Below are 24461 nucleotides of genomic sequence, written 5' to 3' on the forward strand. Positions count from 1 at the left end.
TGACAATGAGTGAAATTAAGCTGAACACGATCGAAGAAGCTCTCGAAGACTTCCGACGTGGAGAGTTCCTGATCGTCGTGGATGACGAGGACCGTGAGAACGAAGGTGACTTCATCATCGCGGCCGAAAAGGTCACCCCCGAAAAGGTCAACTTCATGATGCGCTACGGCCGAGGTGTCCTCTGCGCCCCCATCACCGAGGAGCGTGCTCGTGAGCTAGAGCTCGAGATGCAGGTACCGAACAATACATCGGTGCACGAGACCCCCTTCACCGTCACCGTAGACCGCCTAGGCAACGGCTGTACCACGGGAGTATCTATGTACGACCGAGCTCAGACGATCCTTGCCCTGGCTGACCCCACGATCACTCCAGGCGACCTGGCCCGCCCTGGCCACGTGTGCCCACTCAGAGCACGTAGCAAGGGCGTCCTTCGCCGTGCTGGACATACCGAAGCAGCCGTAGACCTGGCTCGTCTAGCAGGACTACAGCCTGTGGCAGCACTCATCGAGATCATCAACGAAGATGGGACGATGGCTCGCCTACCTCAGCTCTGGGAAGTAGCCCAGCGCTTTGGACTCAAGATCATCACCATCAAGGACCTCATCGCCTACCGCCTGCGCACCGAGAGCATCGTCGAGCGTGGTGAGGAGGTCGCTATGCCCACGGCATGGGGCCAGTTCCGCCTCATTCCCTTCAAGCAGAAGAGCAATGGGCTGGAGCATATCGCCCTCATCAAGGGCGACATCTCCGACGGTGCTCCCGTCTTAGTACGTGTGCACTCCAGCTGTGCCACCGGCGATATCTTCGGCTCCAAACGCTGCGAATGTGGCGAACAGCTTCACAAAGCTATGGAGCTCATCGAAGCTGAAGGCCGTGGCGTCGTCGTCTACCTCAACCAAGAAGGCCGTGGCATCGGACTCATGGAGAAGATCCGCGCCTACAAGCTCCAGGAAGAGGGGCTAGACACCGTCGAGGCGAACCTCCATCTGGGCCATGGAGCCGACGAGCGTGACTATGGCGTCGGTGCTCAGATCCTCCGTGAACTAGGTGTACAGCAGATGCGCCTCATGTCTAACAATCCTATCAAGCGTGTCGGCCTCGAAGCCTATGGGATCGAGGTCGTAGAGACCGTCCCTCTGGAGGTCCAGCCCAACGAGTTCAACGCCTTCTACATGCAGACCAAGAAGGACCGCATGGGGCACATCCTCCATCACCTCAAGTAGTCCATCCCCTCGCATCAAGTAGTCGATCCCTCCCATACGGATGCGACGTATCACCCTATCCTTTACTTAGCATAGAGCTATGGCTATATTCGTCAATGAGGTATCCCGCACCTTCGGGGAATACCTCCTTATCCCGGGGCTCACGACACGTCAGTGCACCCCACAGAATGTCACACTGACTACTCCACTGGTACGCTTCGCTCGTGGAGAGAAGGCTCGTATTAGCCTCAATATCCCCTTCGTCTCGGCTATCATGCAGTCGGTGTCCAATGATACGCTGGCTATCGAGCTAGCTCGCAATGGAGGTCTCTCCTTCATCTTCGGCTCCCAGCCTATCGCCGAGCAAGCAGAGATGGTACGACGGGTGAAGAAGTTCAAGGCAGGCTTCGTCTCCAGCGACTCCAACATCCGCCCTGACGCTACGCTGCGTGATGTCCTGCGCCTACGTGCAGAGACAGGCCACTCGACTATCGGTGTCACCGAAGACGGTTCGCCCAACGGACGCCTCCTGGGTATCGTCACCAGCCGTGACTATCGCCTAGGCACCACACCAGAGGATGCACTAGTCCAGGACTTCATGACGCCCTTCTCCAAACTCAAGGTTGGGCGCCTCGGCATCTCCCTCAAGGAAGCTAACAACATCATCTGGGAACATAAGCTCAACACCCTCCCGATCATCGACGAAGAAGATCACCTAGTCTACCTCGTCTTCCGTAAGGACTACGACGCGCATAAGGACAATCCCGTCGAGCTCTCCAGCAAGGAGACTAAGGAGCTACTCGTCGGAGCCGGTATCAATACCCGTGACTACGCCGAGCGTGTCCCTGCACTCATCGAAGCAGGGGCTGATGTCCTCTGCATCGACTCCTCTGATGGCTACTCCGAATGGCAGTACGACACCCTCCGCTGGATCCGTGAGCACTATGGCAATGACGTCCTCGTCGGGGCAGGTAATGTCGTCGACGAAGAGGGCTTCCGCTATCTCGCCGAAGCTGGTGCCGACTTCATCAAGGTCGGTATCGGTGGTGGATCGATCTGTATCACCCGTGAGCAGAAGGGGATTGGTCGTGGACAGGCTACGGCGATCATCGATGTAGCGCATGCTCGTGACAAGTACTTCGAAGAGACAGGCATCTATATCCCCATCTGTAGTGATGGTGGTCTCGTCCATGACTACCACATGACGCTGGCGCTAGCTATGGGTGCAGACTTCCTGATGATGGGACGCTACTTCGCTCGCTTCGATGAGTCACCCACCCGCAAGCTGAAGATCGGCAATAACATCGTCAAGGAATACTGGGGCGAAGGCTCCAATCGTGCTCAGAACTGGCAACGCTACGACAGCGGTGGCACCGAAGGCATGAAGTTCGAAGAAGGTGTAGACAGCTACGTCCCTTATGCTGGTAAGCTCAAGGATAACCTTGCCCAGACCCTCGGGAAGATGAAGGCGACGATGTGTAGCTGTGGTGCTATCACCATCGCTGAACTGCAGCAGAAGGCGAAGATCACCCTCGTCTCCAGCACCTCTATAGTAGAAGGGGGCGCTCATGACGTGATCCTCAAGGATCGCGGATGATCACTCTGCTGGGTCCTACCGCATCAGGCAAGACCTCCCTTGCCGTCCGCCTAGCGCATCGTCTAGGTGGAGAGATCCTCAGTGCTGATTCACGTCAGGTCTACCAAGGGATGAATGTCGGCACAGGTAAGGATCTCAGCGAGTATGAGTACGAAGGGGTACAGATCCCCTATCATCTGATCGACCTCGTCCCTGCAGGGACTAAGTACAATCTCTTCGCTTGGCAGCATGCCTTCCATCAGGTATATGCCGAGCTCCTACACCGAGGCGTGAGCTACCCGATCCTCTGCGGAGGGACGGGGCTCTATGCCGAGGCGGTGCTGAGTGGCTATCATCTACCCGATGTTGAGCCCAATCCAGCCCTGAGATCTTCGCTCCAGGGGCTCAGCTTAGAGGAGCTTCGTGAGCGACTCTCCCAGTACGGCCCCCTGCACAATAGGACAGACCTCGACTCTCCTCAGCGAGCTATCCGAGCCATAGAGATAGCTGACTACATCCACTGCCAGCGAGAAGCTGGTATTGAATACTCTGAATACCCGCCCATCGATAGTCTTATCCTCTGCATTGACCTGCCACGAGAGGAGCGAAGAGCACGTATCACGGCTCGTCTTCGTGAGCGTCTCGAGCGGGAGGATATGATCGGCGAAGTGGAGCGACTACTTGACTCCGGCATCCCTGCAGAAGATCTCATCTACTATGGGCTGGAGTACAAGTTCGTCACACAGCATCTCCTCGGCCAGCTTACCCGTCAGGAGCTCTTCACTTCATTAGAGACGGCGATCCATCAGTTCGCTAAGCGGCAGATGACTTGGTTCAGAGGGATGGAGCGACGTGGCTTCACATTACATTATATTGACGGGACACTTCCCCGAGAAGAGCAGCTTAGCCAAGCCCTCACCTACCTGAAGTCGTGGGAAGAGCAGCAAGCACAAGACCAAGCAACTATATGATCCAGTACAAAGACCTTACCGCAGGCCCCAACTTCTTCCTTATGGCTGGGCCTTGTGCTATCGAAGACGAAGAGACGCCACTCTTCATAGCGGAGCGTGTCCTAGATATCACTACACGCCTCGGCATACCCTACATCTTCAAGGGATCGTACCGCAAAGCCAACCGCTCTCGTGTAGATAGCTTCACCGGGATCGGTGATGAGCGAGCTCTGCGTGTACTGAGACGAGTGCGGGAGACCTTCGATATCCCCGTCGTGACTGATATTCATGAGACTCAAGAAGCTCAGATGGCGGCCGAGTATGTAGACGTACTTCAGATCCCCGCCTTCCTGTGCCGACAGACCGATCTCATCGCAGCGGCGGCTCGCACAGGCAAGATCGTGAACATCAAAAAGGGGCAATTCCTCTCCGCTTCGGGTATGGAGCACGCTGCGCATAAAGTAACCGAGTGTGGCAATGATCAGGTGATCCTCACCGAGCGTGGCAATAGCTTCGGCTACTCTGACCTGGTGGTTGACTTCACGAATATACCAGCGCTACGTGCCACTGGCTTCCCCGCCGTGATGGATGTCACGCATTCGCTCCAGCGCCCCAACCAAGCCAGTGGCGTCACTGGCGGTAAGCCAGCGCTCATCGAGACGATAGCCAAGGCTGCAGTAGCCGTCGGTGCCGATGGTCTTTTCTTCGAGACGCACCCCGATCCTTCTTCTGCCAAGAGTGACGGAGCGAATATGCTCCCTCTGGATCTCTTCGAGGGGCTCCTAGAGCGTCTCGTACGTCTGCGTGCAGCTCTCTGATCATACCTTCCATTTCTCCTAGTTCAGATGAAGCGATTACAGCAGTTCGCCCTCCTAGCTCTGGTACTTCTCTCCGCTCTCTACAGGGTGGAGGCCCAGCAAGTGAAGGCAAGTAGCGCCCTCCTAGAGGCATTCGGTAAGACCAATATCCTAGACGAAGAACGCCGACAGCGGGTTATCAGCCTCCTGAGTCAAGATACGACACTCATCCTACCGCTCGATCTCGAGCTGGATGCAGAGCTCGTAGCCTTCTCCGACCGGACACTTCGACTCAAGACCAGTGCAGTCGGCTCTTGGGAGCTCCGACTTCTGCCCCTCCTCAACAGCTCATCACTAACCTCAGTCATCGAGCGGGTGACTCGGCCACAGGCAGATGCACGCATCACCTTCCTAGACCAAGAGGGCGAAGTGATCAAGACGGAGATCGTCGCACTACCCACAGCGGAGGATTTCCTCCGTAGTCTCCAGCTCCCCGAGACTTCATCGGGCTACCGACTACGCGAACTCCTTCGCCCGCTCCACTATCAGCTCTCCTGGGCTGATGGACAGGCCGACGTCCTCCTAGTCACACCCTCGCTCCTGCTGACCGAAGAAGATAAGGCCAGCACCGAGCTCGCTGCCCTCATCGCTCAGCTTCCCAGCCTCGCCTCTGTGTGGGATGGGAAGAGCTTTGCTCCATTCACTCCGAGAAAATAGTCTTAGCATCAATGAAAGTCAAGCACGTCATCATAGTCGCAGTAGCCATCATCCTTGCGCTCGTCGTAGGTTTCGTCTTCGTCCTTCGCAATGAGCGGGCCCAGCTCCAAGAGGAAAAGGACATCTTCACCAACGAGCAGAAGGAGATCATGCAAGAGGAACTGCAGAAGCTCGCTTCAGAATATGACATCCAGTATCAGAAGCTATCCCAAGGCCTCGGAGAGCAGAAGATCTCCCTCGCTACAGACTCGCTGATCAGTCAGCTCCTCTCTGAGCGAGCCAAAGTAGAGCAACTGCAGAAGGAACTCAGTAGTAATAAGGCCACCAGTGCCAAGCGAATCGGACAGCTCACTCAGGAAGTAGCGACCCTGCGCAATGTACTCAAGAACTACGTCATACAGATCGACTCCCTCCAGTCGGCTAATGATCGCCTTCGCCAAGAGAATAGTGAGGTGCGAGCTAGCTATGCACGTGCTGCCGATGAGGCGCAACAGCTCTCCAACGAGAAGGCTCAACTCACCGACCGGGTCAAGTTAGCCGCCAAGCTTGATGCCACACACATCTCCGTCACTCCGATAGATAAGCGTGGCAAGCTCAGTAAAAAGCTCGAGAAGACGGTCAATCTACAGATCCACTTCACCGTAGCAAAGAACGTCACAGCGGCCGTAGGTGAGAAGACCTTCTACTGTCGGATCACCCAGCCCAACGAGGAACTACTCACGAAGCCCGGTGCAGGCACCTTCCCCTTCGAAGGCAAGCAGATCCCCTACTCCATTCGCCGAGAGATCGAATACAATGGAGAGGACACCCCGATCACGATGTACTGGCCCGTCGAAGAGAGCCTACAGAGTGGCACCTATCGACTCAAGATCTTCGCCGACGGCAATCTTATCGGTCAGGCTACCTTCTCACTCTAGGAGCACCAGCCTGCAAGCTCAGAGCAACTATGAGGTGCTACTCCCCGTCGTGAGTGGCACCTCGACTGCTTTCTGATGGCTAAGGCGTGCCTGCCTCCTCACGATTCTCCGACGAACGAATCGCATCTTCCCCATCGATCACTAGTAATCACCGCCAACTTCACAGGTGATCGAGCTGGACTTGAGCTGTCATGACGTTCGCCTCTTCCTGCTCTTTCCCTAGAGCTAAGGGGAAAGAGGCGAATGAATAGCCCTAAGACAGGCGACTCAAGCCCCGTCCGATCCCCTCACCCAAGCATCAATCACAGCATGAACGAAGCAGAAAAACTCCAACCCTATACCGAAGCTCTAGAGCGCCTTCTCTTACGTCTAGCCGAAGAGGAAGGGCTACTCGGGAAGCAACTCCTCGAGACCGACGACCTCACAGCGCTCTTCCCCGAGCTCACTCAGGCTTATCTCGGCGATGCTGTCCCAGACTTCGAGCAGTATCCGCTCGTATCGCTGGGCTGGATAGCCTTCGTCGGGATGGCGATGGCAGCACTCTGGGACAGCGACTGGGAGCAGTACGGAGCGATCCCGGCTGGCGAACTCTACCAGCAGATACGTGACGCCCGAGGCTGGGACGAGCTAGACGAGTACGTCCTAGAGGAAGCGATCGGCCTGCGTAAGGAAAGCGACGAAGCCAAGCGCTATACCGCCTTCCTCCGCCGTGCCACGGAGCAAGCCTACAGTGCCTTGATGCACGAGCGAGCTGAGCCGTCGACGCCTCTTGCCTTTCAGCTCTATGGCCGTACGCTCTACGCCCTATATCGCCTAGGTATAGCTCTTAGTCTCAACCTTCTTGGCTACAAGCTCCACCGATCACAAGCCAACTAACTCACTCTTGCGCTAAGGATCGAAGGCGAATACCCGCTAGCTTCTCCTTCCTTGCCTTAGCTCCAACCCTTCTCATCCTATGAATATCCTTAGACCCATACGCGTCTACTTCAACATCCGCCCTGACCTCGAGGAGAAGCAATATATCGTCTCCGAGATCACTAAGGGCATCTCCTTCCGTGGTGCCAATCTATGGATCCTGATCACGGCGATCTTCATAGCCTCGCTGGGGCTGAATGTCAATTCCACTGCGGTGATCATCGGAGCGATGCTCATATCCCCGCTGATGGGTCCCATCATTGGCATGGGCCTGGCTGTGGGGATCTATGACCTCGATCTCCTGAAGAGAGCTGCGAAGAACTTCAGTATCGCCACCGTCATCAGCGTCCTGACGGCTACGATTTACTTCCTGATCAGCCCGCTCGGGGACGCACAGTCGGAGCTCCTGGCACGTACTTCGCCGACGGTCTTCGACGTGCTGATCGCCTTCTTCGGGGGAGCGGCGGGGATCATCGCCCTCTCGACCCGAGGCGGTAAGAGTGGCAATGTCCTGCCAGGTGTCGCTATCGCCACCGCCCTGATGCCACCACTCTGCACCGCTGGCTATGGGATCGCCTCGGGGAGTCTACGTTTCTTCCTCGGAGCCATCTATCTCTTCTTCATCAACACGGTATTCATCAGCCTGGCCACTGCGATAGGCGTGCGGATGATGAAGTTCCCAGCGCACAGCTTCCTCACCGCTGAGCGGGCCAAGAAGGCTAAGCGAATCCTCTCGGTAGTGGTGATAGCCACCATCGCCCCTGCTGTCGTGATGACGGTGAATATCATCCGCACGAGCATCTTCGAGAATAATGTCCACCGCTTCGTCACTAGCGAACTCTCCCAGTCGGGCACGCAGATCCTCACCTCTTCGGCTGACCGCCAGGGCGGGACGCTCCGTATCGTGGCCGTCGGCCGTGAGATCTCCGACTCCCTACAGCGAGTAGCCGAAGGGCGACTGGCCAGCTATGGGCTCTCGGGCTTCCAGCTAAATGTCATCCAAGGCGTGCAGTCCGACAGCCTTCTTGCACGAAGTATTCAGCTCGAACAGCATACCTCGACCCAAGCAAGCGACCATCAGAAGCTCCTCGAACTATCGACGGAGAACTCCGCTCTAGCAGAGCGCCTCTCCGAATACGGCCTCTACGAGGAGTATGCTCGCGAACTGCGCTCCGAGCTGGCGGTACTCTTCCCCAGCGTTCGCTCGCTTAGCCTCGCTCCTGTCGTCGAAGTTCAGACCGACACGACGCTCTCCTCTCGCTACATCGCCGTACTTCTGGGCTTAGAATCAGGCAAGGCGCTCCCTGCCCCCGAGCAAGCCAAGCTCCAGCAGTGGTTCAAGGCTCGTGTTCCAGCGGATAGCCTCGTCTTCATCACCAAGCCAACTCCCGAGAAGTAGCACGAGTGCTTCCATCACCCTTCCACCGGAGTCGCCCCCGACTTCCCAGTGGAGCAACGAAAGAAGCGAATAGGGGGGCGGGTATATCCCGCCCCCCTATTCGCTTCTTTCAGTACACGACGAAGGTCTTTTCCCTTCGAACGGAGGGATTCTTTCCTTCGAGGGAAAACGTCTTTTCCAACGCAGGAAAATTCTTTTTCCAAGGTAGGAAAGCTCCTTTTCCTTCGAAGGAAAAAAGATTGCTCTGAGGAAGGAAAAATGCTTCCTTACGGAGGGCGAAAAATCTCCGTGCGCACGCAGGAAAATTTCTATGCGCAAGGAAATTTTTTTTTCTTGCGGAAGGAAATTTTGCGCCTTCCGCAAGGGAACTTAACTAGCTGCGGAAGAAGTGTTTTTTACTTCACCGAAGACAGATGCCTTTTGTGCTTCATCAGCGACAGATATGACGAAGCCCCAGCGTACAACTTCGGTACGCTGGGGCTTTGCCGTAAGGTAGAGAGCGATCTCTTAGAACTTATGCCCGTTCAGATAGACCGGCATATCATCAATCGAATGCCCAGGGTCGTAGAAGCCAGACATGCTCATCCAGAATTTCTCATTCGCCACGGAGGTGATACGATACTCATCGTTGCCATTATAATGCTCCACGGAGACCTTGTAAGGAGAGTTGTCAGCAAACGCATTGACCATACGCTGCATGGCATTGCGATTGTAGCGCCAGTCATCACCATTCTGCACGAACTTACGGATGTAGATCTGGCTGGGATCATCGCTAGCTGGAGCGAAGTCAAGGAAATAGCTCAGCCAAGAGCTCGAGCGCCGGAGAGAGATCTTGTGGTCACCGCCATCGGTACGACCGAAGTAAGCGAACTCGTTCAAGGGACTCGTATAGTAGGCGTCATTCACTACATCACCGACGATACTATCCTGCCCCTCGTTGGGACCAGACTGATACTTGACGCCGTTGATGCGGTTCATGACATCACGGACAGCATCACCACACCAGTATTCATAGAAGAAGGTGCGGACCTTGTACTTCGTGAAGTCATAGGCCGTCGACTGTATCTCTACCTTCTGCCCCGAAGGAGTGACGGCATGATAGCTATCCCCTTCCTTCTGGATCTTGATCCGACGAAGGAGCTCGGTACCGATCTGACCGACCTTGCCCTGCTTAGCGTCACGATCATCGATCAGATCCTCAGGGGCGATGACTTCGATACCCTCAGTAGAGAAGTGGATAGGGATGAGGCGCTCCTCAGCAGAGCCGACCTTGACCTGTAGCTGACGGATGAGGCCGAAGACGGACATCTTGACCTGCTCTCCACCAATCGTCGTCGTAGCCAGCGCCTTGCCATAGACGGCATTACGGATATCCTTGATCTTATTGATATAAGACTGAGCGTCCTCCTTCAGGCGAACGAGCTGCATCTTATTACGACTGTAGGCGCCGACAAGCTCGATGGTGTCCTGATTGGCACTCACCTTGCCGAAGGTGAACTCGAAGTCACCCTCCAGCCCCTGGAGGAGCGTGTTGCGAGGTTCAGCATATCGGCCCAGAGCTGGATTGCGCGTATCGAACGTCAAGCGGATACCTGCCGTATTATAGATACGATAGCTGGAGTTGACGACATAGTCAAGATCCTCGGAGAAGGACTCTACTGCCCCACCCTTATGGAACTTGAAGGCGATATTGATACCACCATACTGGTAGCTACCTGGCAGAAGCACGAGGCCCCATCCATGTTCATTACCTATCAGTAGGTCGTTCAGCTTCCCCATCTCCTTTGTCAGATAGAGAGCTGGCTTATCGTCCCCCACGGGCAGATTGTCATACATCTGGCAGGAGGAGAATAGTGCCATGGCTCCTAGAGCCCAAGCAAAATAACGTCTCATAGCAGTCTAGTCTTTAGGGATAGTAGAGAAATAAGAGGGAGGAAGCTTCGAGAAGTCTTTCTCAATGAACTTATAGTAGTCGTCCAGGGAAGGGAACTTCGTATAGTTCGCCATAGCAGATATACGGCTATTTGCCTCAGCACGGACGACATCGATATCGAGATGGTAGTTGGTCTTCAGATATTCCTTCATGATGGTCAGCTTACGCTCCAGGATCTGACGTCCGGTATAGCGAGACTCTGGCTTATACTTCTTGTCTGCCTGGACCATCAGATTCTCCCACTCATCAGGTAGGAGTACCATATAGGTACCATAGAGCTCGGCGAAGTCTTCTTCGGGGCTCTTGCTCGCATAATCCGAGATGAAGCCTGCCACTAGCGAAGAAATCCCACGGGTATACCAGTAAGAGAACGCATTATCCTGCTGATAGTCGGAGATCGTCAGCTTGATGAACTCCTCTGGGACAGGTGTATCCTGGTGGAGCGTATGAGCCGACTCGTGGTAGAGCGTCTGGATATAGTTATCTCGAGCACGCTGATAGTAGTAGTTGAATGAGGAAGCTTCGTAGTTAGGATCATCGTAGTAGGGGATGGTGAGTCTATTGATGTCATAGACCTGGATCATCCCAAACGGAGCTTCCCCAAGGAGATTCTGTGTAGGACCATAGCCAAGTGTACCGAAGAGTACAAGCTGCTTGATCGTGTGTCGCTCAGCAAATCCCTTGGGAGCGACCTTCTCGTAGACCTCGAAGAAGGTATAGCGCATGAGGTTGATATACTTCAGCGCCTGAGCTTCTGAGGCAGGACCGAGCTTATAGAGGTTACTCGCCAGGCGGTCCTCATAGTTGTAGCGGATATCTACATTGAACTTCTTCCCGAAATAGTTCTGTACGTACTTCTGGACCTCGGTCATCGTCGTCGTATCCAGCGGCGAGAAGATCGGGCGAGTGGGGTCTACCTCATCCGAAGAAGAACCGCAACTCATGAGAGATGCCGACAGGAGAAGCGGTGCAATGATCTTATTGAATAGTTTCATAGCCGTATAGCATTAGCGTGGGTTCTGCTGAATCTTGCCGACGACAGCCTGCTGAGGCAGAGCGATAGCCTGACGAAGATCCGTACCTAGAAGGACCCCATCCTCGGGGACAGCGAAGGTGTCAGCACCAGCATCAATCTTCTTCCAGCGGTAGACATCGATACCGAAGCGCTTGATATCCTGCCAGCGGAGACCTTCGTGTAGTGTGAGTATGCGGCGACACTGGAGGACGTACTGCAGAAGAGCTTCTGTAGCGGTGCCCTCTGTGATAGAAGAGCCGTCGTGTAGCTTGAAGTGTGCCTTCGTCAGATGCTTCTTAGGCGAGCGAGTCGTCTTGTCAGCATAGGGAAGTGCCTTGTAGTAGGCTACGATTTCGTCCTGAGTGAAGGTACGCTTAGCGACACCCGAGCGGAGATAGTTATTGGACCAGGTGTTGAGATCTTCTAGCCCACCCGAGAGATCACCGAGACGAATCTTAGCCTCTGCACGGTTGATGAGCGCTTCGTCTGTCGTAAGTTGGACCTCGACAGTACGATAGGAATCCAGGATAGGCATCTTAGGCTGATAGACCTTATCGATATATACCTTATCATAGATATAGGGGGCGAAGTTGTACTCGTCACGATTACGCCCGACATTCCAGATATTCTTCCAGAGTGTCTCGTCAGAGGCGCACTTATTAGAGTGCGTGTAGCGAGAGTTCGTGAAGAATTCGCCCGCAGATACTACGAATTGGAAGTTGCTGTACAGTGAGACCACCAGGAGATTAGCCTGATTCGTGGGTCGATAATAGGTAAGCGCCTTCGCATTGGCATTAGCAGCGTCGATGCCTAAGTAGTCACCGGCCCAGTTACGTAGGCTAGTAGCGGGATTGCTTCCAAGTAGCTTGTCAGCATATTCCTTAGCCTTCTCGGGCTTATTGTAGTAGAGGTAGAAGCGAGCAGCGAATGCATAGGCAGCCTCTGCCGTGAAGTGGAAGCGACGGATATCGTTCTGGTAGACGTTGTACTTCTCTAGAAGTGGGATCGCTGCCAGTAGATCCTTCTCGATCTGCTCATAAGTCTCCTTGACGGTACCACGAGGATAGTCGGGGAGGATGGTCGTGACACGCTCTGCGATATAAGGAATCCCGAGGTTCGTCGCACCACCCTGACCGTCGAAGTTGTAGGGCAGGCAGAAGACATTGGCGAGCTGGAAGTGCGACCAAGCACGTACAGCTAGCGCTTCGCCTCGAGAGGCCATGTTGCGCTCACCGAAGTTCTGAGTCTCTTCGATCAGTGTCAGCACTTCGTTTGCCTGAGCGATCGCATAGTAGTAAGACTCCCAGAGCTTGAGCGTCCCATCGTAGTAGGCGACTCCATCCGTGGTAGTGATGGGCTTCCAATACACAGCGAAGTCGTGGAAGTCCTGACGATAGGGGTTACGTGTCTCGTCCTCGTAGGTATTATCAGACGAGAGCTCTGAGATATTAGCTAGAGAAGCTAGTGGATAAGCATAGGTCAGGAAGCGGCTGATCTTATAAGGGGTGTTACCTTCGACATATTGTCCGTCAGGATTCTCGTCGAGGAACTTCTCACAAGAGCTCATCCCGAAGACAGAGCTAGCGACCAATGCCAGACCTAGCAGGCTGAATGATGACTTCTTCATTCTATATAGATCCTTTACACTATCGATGACTAGAGTCCGACAGTAGCGGTGAAGATGTAGGAGTGTGGCTGATAGCCATAGGGCAGAGCACCGTTGAGCTTCTTGTCAGCATAGAGGAGAGCGACATTGGATGCCTGTAGTTTCAGAGCCAGTGACGACAGACGCAGACGATTGACGAAGGTCTTGGGCACGGTGTAGCTCAGAGAGATGTCACGCAGCTGGATGTAATCGGTCTTGGCGACACGTACATCAGACTTGTTGTAGTTCGTGTAAGCGTTGCTCAGATAAGGGTTAGCCTGACGGTGCGCATCAGTAGCGATCACAGGGACATTCGTGCGCTCTTCGTCTCCAGTACGGAGCCAACGACGGTTGAATTCCTTACCCATGACCTGGTGGTCATTGTACTGAGTAGCGAACTGCTCAGGTAGACGCATCACTGCTCCAAAAGAATAGTAGATGTAGACACCAAGACGGAAGTTCTTATAGCTAAAGCTATTGTTGATCCCACCTAAGTCAGTAGGCGTCTTCGTACCGGAATAAACAAGGTAGTCGATCTCGTTAGGAGCGTATGCAGTCCATTCTACCTGCCCCCCTGTCTTCGGGCTAGTGATGTGGCGACCATCAGGTAAGACGTCAGCACCAGAAGGAAGATAGAAGCGGGGATGGCCGTTCTCGTCGAGCTTGTAGAAGGGAATCGAGAAGAGCGCATTCAGAGGATAGCCCTGGCGAGCAGCGCCATCGGTGAGGTTAGTGACCGAAGGATTGGTGTTGAGTCGCGTGACCTTGTTGGTATTGTGCGTGTAGGTGATCGAGGTAGACCAAGAGAAGTCACGCGTGCGGACGTTCTGAGTGGTCAGCGATACTTCGACACCCTTAGACTCCATCTGAGCCACATTACCGTAGAGTCCATCGACAAAGCCACCGGTTCCCTGAGGATTCACCTGGTCGACTAGGTCACGTCCCTGACGATTGAACAGGGTAAGACCAGCCGAAATACGTTCGTCGAAGAGCCCGAAATTAATACCCCAGTTGAGCTCATACATCTTCTCATAGGTGAGATTGAAGTTAGCAGGCTCATTGATATATAGACCAGGCTCGATGAGATTAGCATCCCCGAAGAAGGGAAGTAGCGTCTTCAGACGAGGGAGTGCATTGTGAACGAAGGGGATCGTCCCTGACATCCCATAGGAGAGATTCATAGAGAGCGAGGAGAGTGGACGGAGACTTGGGAAGAAAGCTTCCTGATCGATCGTCCAAGTACCACCGACATTCCAGGTGGGGATCCATCGAATCGTGCGAGCACGTCCAAACTGATTCGTCCCTTCACGACGGTAAGAAGCATTCAGACGATAGCGCCCGAGGAGGGTGTAGTCTACGTTACCGACGAAGGAGACACCACGATTGAGCGTGGGGTGAATGCTGTAATACTGCTTGCTCTTATTACGAAGATTCGTGAAGAGTAGTGGTGAATAGGTGGTCATGTAGCCGAGATTGTAGTTGACCCCATAGGCATCGAACCACTCATTGAGGTGACGCTCTTCGAAGACTTCTAGGCCACCGACAGCGGAGATACTGTGTTGACCATTGCTACCGAAGCTATCATTGTAGTGCACCTTAGCCTGTCCGTCGTAGCGCTCATCGATGATATTCTGCGAATTGCGAATACCACCATAGGGCATGACTATTTGTGGGATGGCCGTAGGATTATCTAGTGGCTTGTAGAGGTAGCTATTATTTTCTCGGATGACACTCTTGCTGATGTTGCGGTATACCTGAGACTGATTGGACTGCTCATCACGGTCGGTGACGCCATACTGGTCACGGTAGCGGAGTGCACCGAGTAGTGAGAAGCGAAGTTGCGTGATGGGCTGCCAGTCGATCGTGGCCTGTATGGTCAGGTTAGCCGTCTTGTAGTCACGAGTATTGTGCTGGAGCTCGTGCTTAATATTAAACGGCGTGTAGTCGTATGCGTAGAAAGCGTTGGGATCTAGCGTACGGCTAGCAGTAGGAGCATAGCTACCGGGGCGCCAGTCACCGCCATAGTGCACCTTGGAGTAGGAAGCGGTAGAGCGGATACCGAAGCTCCAGCCCTTGAATGGCTTGAAGTCGGCATTGAAGTTGAAGGAATACGCCTGAGAGTTCTCATACTTATTCCACCCTGGGTCTAGGTTAGCATTGAGCGAAGCGTAGTAGTTCGCCTTCTGCGTACCGGTAGAGAAGGTCAGCGTGTGCTGATGGCGGATGCTGTGCTGGAAGAGTTCCTTGAACCAGTTTGTATTACGGAGCTCAGCTGCACGTAGATAAGCAGCACGACCAGCATCGGTATTGAGTACACGATACTGGCCAGTAGCATCATTATAGTTGTATATACTATTGTATAGGTAGCCGTAGACGCCATACTGAGAGGCGATGAAGACGGCTTCGTTGTCAAGACTCTTACCATTAGCCATCTCATTGAAGACGGCCATCTGGTCCTGAGAGTTCATGATGTTGTAGTCACGATAGGAGGGGATGGCACGGTAAGTCAGCTCGGCTTGGTAGGTGAAGGAGTTCGTCCCTTGCCCTGCTTTGCTGGTGCGTACCGAGATGACGCCCCCGAGCGCACGTTGACCGTAGAGTGCCGTAGCAGAAGCGTCGTTGATGACTTGGAAGCTCTGGATGTCACTTTCTGAGAGACCTGGCAGAGCAGCAGCGATGAGTCGCTTAGCTTCTGGCGATGCAAGGTCGGCGACATTGAAGTCTTTATCCTCCTTGTATATCACACCATCGATGACCCATAGAGGGTAATAGGTGCTCTTGACAGAAGTAGCCTGACGCATCGTTGTGACGCCAGCGGCGTGGACTTCATTCTCAAGTTTGACGCGCAGAGAGTCTGCTGAGGCCTGCAGCTCCACAGTCTTCTTCCCGTTGAGAGCGAAGACGAGCACGGTCTTTTCAGCCACCTGGATCGAGAAAGTCCCGTCCGTCGCTGAGTGCGTACGCTTAGATGCGTCTTGCTTGGCGGTGATGGATACACCCGAGAGCGGAGCTCCCGATTGGTCCACGACCTTACCATGTACCAAGATCATCTGAGCACACACAGGCAGTGTACTGACGATCGCTAGGATCAGGCAGGCGATGAGACTACGTAGTTTAGTAAGCATAATCTAATCTTGATGCTGTATTTGTTTTGTGCTGATTGCGGGACAAAAATAAAGAAAAGCCTAGATAGAGCAACGTCATTTAACAACCAGAGTTCCTTAATTATTTAATTAACGTATTTTATTTACTCAATCTAGACAAAATTCCCGTCATTATGCCAAGATCCATCAATATACCAAGCCAAGAATCTTAGTAAACCAAACATTATGCGCCGTGAACCATCTACAAAAATTATGGTTCAATCCGAAGCCGATTTCGGACGGTCTGCCCCGAGATCACCTTCGGACGCCCCTCTACCGAGCGGGGAAAATCAGGCATTTTGACTAAAATCAAGGGTTTAATTAGACGAAAAGACGAATTTTCAGTTATTACCGAGTCTTTACATATTTCCGCAAATCCTTATCTCGTGATATTGTCCAGCCGAATCGACAACGACGAAGATCTGGAGCGATCACCCGATGCAGGGGAGTCGAAAGCATGAAAATCGCCTCGCACATTCCTCTAAAAGAGGAAACGACGCAAGGCGATCGGCAAGCGGCTCTATCGACATAGTGCTCCGACCCGTGGGAGACGATCGGGAGCGCCTCCCACGGCGAAGTGATCTACTATCCGTCCCCAGCATATCCATTGCCCGTAATCACTCATACGATTAGCCGTAATGATCGGAGAAATTACCCATTAGGATACCCGTCATGACAAGTAATCGGGCGAAGCTGTGCAGAAAGAGAGAGGCGGGACGACCTGCCAGCTCCCCCACCCTAGGCTGAAGAGCCAAGGGGCAGATACAGGGACTTCCCCGCCAAGCACCGACCTCTTCGGAGCACATGACCTGCTCTCGGGGAGCCGATCCCGACCGATCTTTGAGGGAAGTACAGGCAGGTGGAGCGGGCGGGGACTAGCAAAAATCAGGAAATAATCTTACCTTTACGTTGTTCATACATTATTAATCTCTAATCGAATAGGATTATGTCTAAGTGCTCAAATGGCAATTTCGTCCTCGGTATCCTCATCGGGGCAGCCGCAGGTGCTGCTGCAGCTTACTTCTCTGACCGTCGTAAGCGTGAAGCTTTCGCTGACAACTTCTCCAGCTCTGTAGAGCGTGCCCGCGACAGTATCGTCGAAGGATACTACGAAGCAAAGGATCGCTACAATCGCTATCGCAATAAGCTCACCGAAGAGACCAACGATCTGCTCGATGAGATCGAAGGCAACGACTAGCCTCCTCAGCCCAATCAAGAGGCGAATACCCGTAGATAGGCGCTACTTCTCGCACGTAGATCTCGGCGTATTCGCCTCTTAGCTTACCCATCCCCTCGCAGTACGAAGCTCTATGAAGTCACAGAATAGCGGATTTTCCCTTTCGCAGCTAGCCCATCACTTGACAGCTCTCTCCCGAGAGCGGATAGACATCACAGCCCTCTCAGTAGGAGGCGCTGTAGCCCGTGGAGCCTCCTCGCTGGTCTTCTGGGGGATCGTGGCTCTACTTGCCTTCTTCCTCTTCCTGGCGCTCAATATAGCGCTGGGCTTCGCACTCGCCAGCTGGAGCGAATCTTCGCCTGCTCTGGGCTTCCTCTACCTAGCAGCCGGCTATCTAGTACTCATCCTGCTGGTCGTACTTATCCGTCCCTGGATCACCAAGGGCGTGAGAGATGTCGTGGCACGCAAGGCTCTGGCCGAGACCAAGCGTATCAATCTACGCCTAGATCTCATACCCTACCTCCGGAGACAGAAGTACAACAGCCCGGCACGCTCGGTACGCAACGGCGGATCTTACCTTGTCCTCGAGCAGACTCGCTACCAGACGCTCCTCCTCCAAGATGATACGTTCCCCCAAGTCGTACGTGGGATGACCTATCTCCGTGACCACCGTCGGGAGATCATCTCCGATTACGTCCGTGACGAAGCCCTCTACTGCGTCGCCAGCATCCCAGTGCTAGGCAACCTACTAGAGCGACTCGGCTACAAGGCTCCAGAGCATTCGCACCTCTTCAGCAAGAGACCCCACGAGCAGGACAAGCAACCCAAGGGGAAACTAGCCAAATACGTCCCCTACATGCTCATGGCATGGGACTTCCTCAGTCCTACACTCTTCGGCATCCTAGCAGGTCAAGCGCAGGGCCTTCTACTGAGACTCTTCTCGGGCAAGCTCGCTAAGGGCCGGCACTCCTCCCGTCGTAGATACTAGGAGCGCCCGCACTCCCTCTCCCAGCTACACCCACTCGACTCTCCCTATACATAATTATATAAGGTATATGAAGAAGTACACCATCGTCGGGATCGGCGAACTACTCTTCGACGTCTTCCCAGACCGCAAAGCCCTTGGAGGTGCACCGACCAACTTCGCCTACCACTGTCAGCAACTCGGCCACGAAGCCTACTCCATCAGTGCTATCGGTAGAGATAGCCTCGGTGCGGAAATCAAGGACCAACTTCACACACGGGAACTGCAGACCATACTACAGGAGAATGAGCATCCTACGGGTACCGTCCTGGTCACCCTCAGCGAAGGAGGCGTCCCCTCCTATGAGATCTCCGAAGGCGTAGCCTGGGACTACATCGAGTATACCGACCAGCTGGAGGCTCTGGCTCGGCGTACCGACGCGGTCTGCTTCGGTTCGCTTGCCCAGCGCTCACCACGATCGGCCTCGACCATACAGCGCTTCCTCGAGGCCATGCCTATAGGGAGCCTGCGCATCTTCGACATCAACATCCGCCTCCACTATTATACCTACGAGATCGTCCATGCTTCTCTGGAGCACGCTGACCTGCTGAAGCTCAATGATGAAGAGGTACCCATACTCGGACAGCTACTTGGTCTCGAGGGTTCGATGGAAGAGATCTGCCGAGCTATCCTAGAGCGCTATGCCCTACAGGCCGTGATCCTGACCCGTGGAGCGGATGGATGCAACATCTATCACCCTAAGGGAAGCGTCTATCATCCCTCTGCTCGGGTGAAGATCGCAGATACTGTCGGGGCAGGAGACTCCTTCACAGCGGGCTTCGTCTCGGCACTTCTGGCTGGACGCTGCCTACTGGAGGCCGTCGCCCTAGCCACCCGTGTGGCCGCCTTCGTCTGCTCCCACCACGGAGCTATGCCGACACTACCCGAAGAGTTTAAGGAATATCTGGAGGAGCGAGACTGATTGCTCCCTCTCTGTCCGTCGAAGGTGCACCTTCATTCTCCTGAAGGTGCACCCTTCTTTACCTGAAGACACGGGCCTCATCTATTGATAGAGCTTCTGCTTTCTTCTGAAGCGAGTCCCTCCATCTTCTGAAGCGAGTCCCTCCATCTTCTGAAGGCGCATGCTTCTCTTCCTGAAGGGGACAAGCGCTATTACCGCTGGAGCTTCTGCTTACTTTTGACGGCGCACCTTCTACCTTCTAACAGCGCTCCCTGACCAGCCTTCTCCTCCCTACCCGATCTCTACGAAGGGGCTCAGGGGGGTATAAAAACTAACCTGACCATCTCTCCCGAGATAGCCAGGTCATTCGATTTATCACTTAAACGGTTTACTATTTACAAGAGCTGATGCTACACTACACAGAGTTGTATCACTCTCACAATGCAAAGGTAGAGCTTCGTAGACGAGGCTACAATACCTATTTATCATGATTATCTTTCGTTTATCTACCTACTTTCGTGGATTGTACAGGGAGGGGGAATAGGCTACCTTTGCTCTGTATCCTTCAGGACTGCCCACTGTGGAGTCCGTCGTACTAAATCAACTATTCCGATCAATGAATTCCTATAGACATCTCCAGGGACATGCGTTTGCCACTCCCTTCACCGCACATTCACGTATGAGCGACGTCATCCTCAGTAGCTCGGCAGCCCTGCTCATCATATCACGCTGCGGGATACCTCTAGGCTTCGGAGATAAGAGTATCGGGCAGATCTGCCAGGAGCATCACGTAGATACCAAGACGCTACTACTACTACTCAATAGCTCGATCATAGAGAACTACGATCCGACTCCCGAGCAGATCGCCTCCGTACACTTAGACAGTCTGCTCAAGTACCTGACGAACTCGCACTCGTACTTCTTAGACTTCCGTCTGCCAGCCATCAGACAGCGGCTCCTATCAGCCATGTCGAACTGTCCCCAAGACTTAACCTACGTGATCCGTCGGTTCTTCGACGAGTATGCAGAGGAAGTGCGCAAGCATATGAGCTACGAAGATCGGGTGGTCTTCCCCTATGCTCGCAAGCTCATGGCAGGCGAGCGAGACAGCCACTACAATATAGGGATCTTCATCAAGCGACATGATCAGATCGAACTCAAGATCACTGAGCTCAAGAATCTCCTGATCAAGTACTACACCGCTCCCTCTGGCTACGAGATGACTTCAGTACTCCAGGACATCTTCACCGTAGAGATCGACCTGGCTGGTCATAACTACATCGAGGACGCTATCTTCACTCCCCTCATCGAACATCTGGAGCAGAAGATGGCTTAGCCCGTCCGTACCTACCCGACAGATCGTACGAGATCGCCCCCTCACTTGACACCATCTCCCACGATACAGACCCCATGGTTACTCCTATCAAGATAGCCGTCGCCGAGCCCACTGCTATTGTCCGGTCAGGACTAGAGGCTCAGCTACGCAAGCTCCTTCATTACAAGGCTCAGATCATCTATCTGATCGATGAGAACCGCCGTGAGTGGCAGGATATCGCAGCGGTCATCTCTGCGGATATCTTCATCATCAACCCACTACTTACAGGTCCTTCGCCCCGCCTTGCCCTGCCACACCTGCCCGAGCACACGAAGTTCATCGCCCTCTGCTACGGCGCCTACGACCCCAGTCTACTGAAGGACTTCGACGGGATCATACAGCTCGCCGACTCTCCTCTACAGATATCGGAGACGATCGACCGCCTCCTGCAGAATGAATCGGTAGCTACTTCTCCTGCGACAGACTCACAGGCACTCACTCCCCGCGAGCGGGAGATCATCATTTGTGTCGTCAAGGGGATGACGAATAAGGAGATCGCAGGCCAACTCTACCTCTCCACCCACACCGTCATCACGCACCGACGCAACATATCTAAGAAGCTACAGATCCACAGTCCAAGTGGTCTGACGATCTATGCCATCATGAATAAGCTCGTCGAACTCGAAGACATCAAGCAAGATCTCTAGCACGAGCATCCGAGCGTCAGCCAAGGGCATTCCTCCCAAGCGCTCAACCCGATCCTATTATATAAGATCAAGCCTTCCTCTGCAGGTGCAGAGGAAGGCTTGATCTTTAGTATCGGTAGGGTAATCTGCAAGCACACGCACCCCTCCGACGACTGAAGAATTTAGGCTACACAATAGCGATGTCCGATACAATCATCTATCTAGCAAGGCATTAACTACCGAAGCTGTCCTAAACTGACATCTATATTCAGGTGAAGAATGTCCGAAAACGACAGCTTTTTGTCCAAAATCAACAGGAGAATACCCATCATATCTCCCTAGCTTTGTAGCAGAAGTCAAACGCATAGATCTCAGTGCACCATGAAGCGACAAGAAGATGACACTCCGTCCTCCAGACAGAGGCGGAGCAGACAGTATTCAGAGGATCGCTTTAGACTCCTCGATACGATACGAGAGATCGTCCAAGACGAGCTCGATCGTCGTGAGGTGAAGCCTGGGGACAAAGCTAAGCACAACGCATCTTCAGCAGAAGACACGGAGGATAAGCCCCCAGAATAGCCTCCATCCACCACGCCTCCGAGTAGCGACTCGTGAGTCCCTCTTCCCGATTCCAAGCTCTCCTACTCTATATATAATGTAAGGACGCTCCCATACAGTACGAGGATATCCCTATAGGACACAAGAACTCCCCCTATAGTGTACAAGGACGATCCCTTTAGAGTACAGGGATGATCCCCCTCGTAGCACTAGGATACCTCCTATATAGTATATGAGGAGTAGCTGAGCTCAAAGACAAGACAACATAGCATCAACTCTATTTAACTCCAAACGAACATGAACAAACAACGAGCAAACCGACTCATCACGTCACTCAGTGACCGATGGGCACGTGTAGGTCTCACGGCTCTCTGCTCTCTGGTCGTAGCCATAGGCTCCCAGGCGCAGACGATGGATGAGGGGACACACCAGATGCCCCGAGCTCTCAACAGTGAGCTACGCACCAACACATGGAGTATCTTCACCCAAGGAGGCCTATCCTGGGCTACCGACGTATGGTACCCCAGCCTTCACGCCAAGCGCAGCTACAAGCAGTCTCCTGCTGTAGGGGGAGGGATCGACTTCACCATCCGCCCCTGGATACGTGTAGGCGCCGAATACATCTGGTCTCGCTACCGCCGTGAGCAGCGTATGACGAGCCTCAGTGCACGGACGATGCCGATCAAGGTCTATGGCAACTATCTGATGAACTTCCACAACGCTAAGCTAGGTCTTGGCCTCAACTTCATGGAGCTCTGGCCTCGTCGTGGTGCTCAGTGGCTGAATATCTGGCTCGGCTCGGGTGTAGGCTACACCATGGCTCAGGGGAATGAGTACACCTTCCTGCTGAACAATACCCTCACCCAAGGCGGTAAGACCATCCCCCTCTATGACGGGACGAGCATCAGCAATGAGGGGACTCTGACCTTCTCAGGTCGTGTCCAGACCAAGAACCGCCACGAGAGCTACCAGAGCGTCTATGTCCCAGCTTCGCTACATATCGAAGCCGACGTATCCCGACAGTTCACCATCGGTCTGAAGGGTGAGATGGACTGGATCCTCGATCGTAAGGATATCTCTCCGAAGAACCTCATCTTCGGTCTAGCTACCCTACGCTACAACTTCGTTCACAGCGAAGCATACCACCTGAAGAAGTACTACGGCGGGCAGATCTCTGTGCTCAACGACCAGCTCAATGCCCTCCAGCAGGCTGCTCGTGATGCCGAAGCTCGTGCCGACCGTGAAGCACAAGCTCGTGCCGAAGCAGAGCGTCTCTGCGCCGACCTAGAGCGTCGTCTAGCCGACTGCAGCGAGGCAGAAGCAGGCGTAGCACAGCCAGCACACTTCGTACAGTTCGCTCACGACAGCTACATGATCAGCCGTGTCGAGCTGGAGCGTCTCAAGGAGTTCGCCCGCAGTGCTCAGGGGCAGAAGATCGAACTGCTAGCCGAAGCTAGTACGCCTGGTGCTACTGACTACAACCAGCAGCTCTCTACCCGTCGCTTGAAGGAAGTCGTCCGTGTCCTCCTACTCGAAGGCTTCGCTGCCGATGATCTCAACCCTCAGCTTGCTATCGGCGAACGTAATGGTAAGCCTACTGCTGAAGGCCGACGCGTCACCCTCTCCATCAAGAAGTAATCACCCTTAGCATCCTAATAGCATTATGAAACGAATACTCAAATCACTTGTTGCTCTGGCACTGCTCACCGCACTGCCTGCCTCCTTCACCTCGTGCCGGGAGGATGCTCCAAGTATCACCCATACGACCAGGGTCTCCGTGACCAATGACTTCTCTGCTGTAGTAGAGGCCATCAACAATGGCAACCTCAAGCGTGAAGAGGCCATCAAGAAGATCACCGAAGCCATCAACAGCATGAATGCAAGCCGTAGCGAAATCCTTGGTAAGATCCTTGAGGTCCTCGGCTCGGTCAATAACACTCTGGACACGAAGCTCGCTGCCATCGAGGGGGCTATCGAATCTCAGAAGCTCCTTCTAGAGGACAAGCTACAGGTCATCGCAAAGGCCATCGAGGATCATATGCTCAATCAAGAGGAGGCCGTGAAGAAGATCACTCAGGCCATCAACAAGCTCGGCGGGACACTCGCTGAGAAGCTGAAGCAGATCCAAGAAGCGATCAATAGCAAGGAGAAGTCGATGCAGGAGAAGATCAACCTCATCCTAGCTACGATCAATGCTCAGACGATCACCCTCAACGAAAAGCTCAATGCCCTCAAGACCCTTATCGAGACTGAGACAGCTACCATCAAGGACCGACTTGGGGCTCTAGACACAGCGATGCAAGAGCTCCTCAAGCAAGTCCAAGCCAATGGAGAGGCTCAGGGAAAGATTCTCGACCAAATCAAGGCTCTTGCCTCTACGGTCAATACCCTCTACGAAGAAGTACAGGCAGGGAAGACCGCTACCGCTGAAGCTCTTGCCCAGATCCTCAAGAAGCTCGATGAGCTGATCGCCAAGATCAATAACAGCAAACCACCTATCCCAGGGACGACTGACCTCGGTCTCAGTGTCGAGTGGTCAGACGCCTACCTCGGAGCTAGAACTCCTCTCGAATTCGGTGACTATTACGCTT

Annotated in this window: 19 protein-coding genes and 1 pseudogene; 16 read left to right on the forward strand and 4 right to left on the reverse strand. The window is 53.8% G+C overall.

Features of this window, described 5'->3' with window-relative positions; all coding sequences use genetic code 11:
• Positions 1 to 5 precede the first annotated feature (5 nt).
• The 8 genes from HMPREF1556_RS01665 to HMPREF1556_RS01700 all read left to right on the forward strand — a co-directional run bounded on the left by HMPREF1556_RS01665 (position 6) and on the right by HMPREF1556_RS01700 (position 8473).
• The gene (locus tag HMPREF1556_RS01665; protein ID WP_044125083.1) at positions 6 to 1223 is read left to right on the forward strand and encodes a bifunctional 3,4-dihydroxy-2-butanone-4-phosphate synthase/GTP cyclohydrolase II; all 1218 of its coding nucleotides are present in this window, start codon (positions 6 to 8) and stop codon (positions 1221 to 1223) included.
• Positions 1224 to 1302: 79 nt separating this feature from the next.
• Complete coding sequence (locus HMPREF1556_RS01670; RefSeq protein WP_021666456.1) at positions 1303 to 2799, forward strand: IMP dehydrogenase; 1497 nt, start codon at positions 1303 to 1305, stop codon at positions 2797 to 2799.
• Entirely contained in the window at positions 2796 to 3749 is a 954-nt protein-coding gene (locus tag HMPREF1556_RS01675; RefSeq protein WP_021666457.1) for a tRNA (adenosine(37)-N6)-dimethylallyltransferase MiaA, read from the forward strand. Before HMPREF1556_RS01670 ends, HMPREF1556_RS01675 begins: the two co-directional genes overlap by 4 nt.
• Complete coding sequence (kdsA, locus tag HMPREF1556_RS01680; protein ID WP_021666458.1) at positions 3746 to 4546, forward strand: 3-deoxy-8-phosphooctulonate synthase; 801 nt, start codon at positions 3746 to 3748, stop codon at positions 4544 to 4546. Before HMPREF1556_RS01675 ends, kdsA begins: the two co-directional genes overlap by 4 nt.
• A 27-nt stretch (positions 4547 to 4573) precedes the next feature.
• Positions 4574 to 5242, forward strand: a complete 669-nt coding sequence (locus HMPREF1556_RS01685; protein ID WP_021666459.1) for a DUF3256 family protein — start codon at positions 4574 to 4576, stop codon at positions 5240 to 5242.
• An 11-nt stretch (positions 5243 to 5253) separates the two neighbouring features.
• Positions 5254 to 6159 carry a hypothetical protein gene (locus HMPREF1556_RS01690; RefSeq protein ID WP_021666460.1) on the forward strand — a complete coding sequence of 302 codons (906 nt, stop codon included), beginning with the start codon at positions 5254 to 5256 and terminating at the stop codon, positions 6157 to 6159.
• Between the two features lie 309 nt (positions 6160 to 6468).
• A complete protein-coding gene (locus tag HMPREF1556_RS01695) occupies positions 6469 to 7035 on the forward strand; it encodes a hypothetical protein (protein ID WP_021666461.1) in 567 nt (188 codons plus the stop codon).
• 79 nt (positions 7036 to 7114) lie between these two features.
• The gene (locus HMPREF1556_RS01700; protein ID WP_021666462.1) at positions 7115 to 8473 is read left to right on the forward strand and encodes a DUF389 domain-containing protein; all 1359 of its coding nucleotides are present in this window, start codon (positions 7115 to 7117) and stop codon (positions 8471 to 8473) included.
• Between the two features lie 507 nt (positions 8474 to 8980).
• Here the strand turns inward: HMPREF1556_RS01700 and HMPREF1556_RS01705 are convergent.
• The 4 genes from HMPREF1556_RS01705 to HMPREF1556_RS01720 are packed head-to-tail and all read right to left on the reverse strand — an operon-like array spanning position 8981 to position 16191.
• A complete protein-coding gene (locus HMPREF1556_RS01705; RefSeq protein ID WP_083476362.1) occupies positions 8981 to 10366 on the reverse strand; it encodes a DUF4302 domain-containing protein in 1386 nt (461 codons plus the stop codon).
• 6 nt (positions 10367 to 10372) lie between these two features.
• Complete coding sequence (locus HMPREF1556_RS01710) at positions 10373 to 11401, reverse strand: substrate import-associated zinc metallohydrolase lipoprotein (protein ID WP_021666464.1); 1029 nt, start codon at positions 11399 to 11401, stop codon at positions 10373 to 10375.
• A 12-nt stretch (positions 11402 to 11413) separates the two neighbouring features.
• Complete coding sequence (locus HMPREF1556_RS01715; RefSeq protein ID WP_021666465.1) at positions 11414 to 13048, reverse strand: RagB/SusD family nutrient uptake outer membrane protein; 1635 nt, start codon at positions 13046 to 13048, stop codon at positions 11414 to 11416.
• A 29-nt stretch (positions 13049 to 13077) separates the two neighbouring features.
• A complete protein-coding gene (locus tag HMPREF1556_RS01720; protein WP_021666466.1) occupies positions 13078 to 16191 on the reverse strand; it encodes a TonB-dependent receptor in 3114 nt (1037 codons plus the stop codon).
• A gap of 964 nt (positions 16192 to 17155) precedes the next feature.
• Here HMPREF1556_RS01720 and HMPREF1556_RS01725 point away from each other — a divergent pair.
• From HMPREF1556_RS01725 to HMPREF1556_RS01760, 8 genes and pseudogenes are all read left to right on the forward strand, one after another.
• Complete coding sequence (locus HMPREF1556_RS01725) at positions 17156 to 17407, forward strand: YtxH domain-containing protein (RefSeq protein WP_021666468.1); 252 nt, start codon at positions 17156 to 17158, stop codon at positions 17405 to 17407.
• A 112-nt stretch (positions 17408 to 17519) separates the two neighbouring features.
• Positions 17520 to 18374: a hypothetical protein gene (locus HMPREF1556_RS01730; protein WP_021666469.1), complete on the forward strand. Its 855-nt coding sequence runs from the start codon at positions 17520 to 17522 to the stop codon at positions 18372 to 18374.
• 67 nt (positions 18375 to 18441) lie between these two features.
• Positions 18442 to 19332: a carbohydrate kinase gene (locus HMPREF1556_RS01735; RefSeq protein WP_021666470.1), complete on the forward strand. Its 891-nt coding sequence runs from the start codon at positions 18442 to 18444 to the stop codon at positions 19330 to 19332.
• Between the two features lie 595 nt (positions 19333 to 19927).
• On the forward strand, positions 19928 to 20647 hold the full coding sequence (locus HMPREF1556_RS01740) for a hemerythrin domain-containing protein (RefSeq protein ID WP_044125085.1): 720 nt from the start codon (positions 19928 to 19930) through the stop codon (positions 20645 to 20647).
• A gap of 74 nt (positions 20648 to 20721) precedes the next feature.
• Positions 20722 to 21333 carry a LuxR C-terminal-related transcriptional regulator gene (locus tag HMPREF1556_RS01745; protein ID WP_021666472.1) on the forward strand — a complete coding sequence of 204 codons (612 nt, stop codon included), beginning with the start codon at positions 20722 to 20724 and terminating at the stop codon, positions 21331 to 21333.
• Positions 21334 to 21693: 360 nt separating this feature from the next.
• Positions 21694 to 21891 (forward strand): hypothetical protein, encoded by a 198-nt coding sequence (locus HMPREF1556_RS01750; RefSeq protein WP_021666474.1) that lies wholly within the window; start codon positions 21694 to 21696, stop codon positions 21889 to 21891.
• Between the two features lie 276 nt (positions 21892 to 22167).
• Positions 22168 to 23508: an OmpA family protein gene (locus tag HMPREF1556_RS01755; RefSeq protein WP_021666475.1), complete on the forward strand. Its 1341-nt coding sequence runs from the start codon at positions 22168 to 22170 to the stop codon at positions 23506 to 23508.
• Between the two features lie 25 nt (positions 23509 to 23533).
• Positions 23534 to 24461 (forward strand): annotated as a pseudogene (locus HMPREF1556_RS01760) (hypothetical protein); the annotation flags it as partial.

It is taken from the genome of Porphyromonas sp. oral taxon 278 str. W7784, assembly GCF_000467855.2.
Lineage (GTDB): Bacteria > Bacteroidota > Bacteroidia > Bacteroidales > Porphyromonadaceae > Porphyromonas.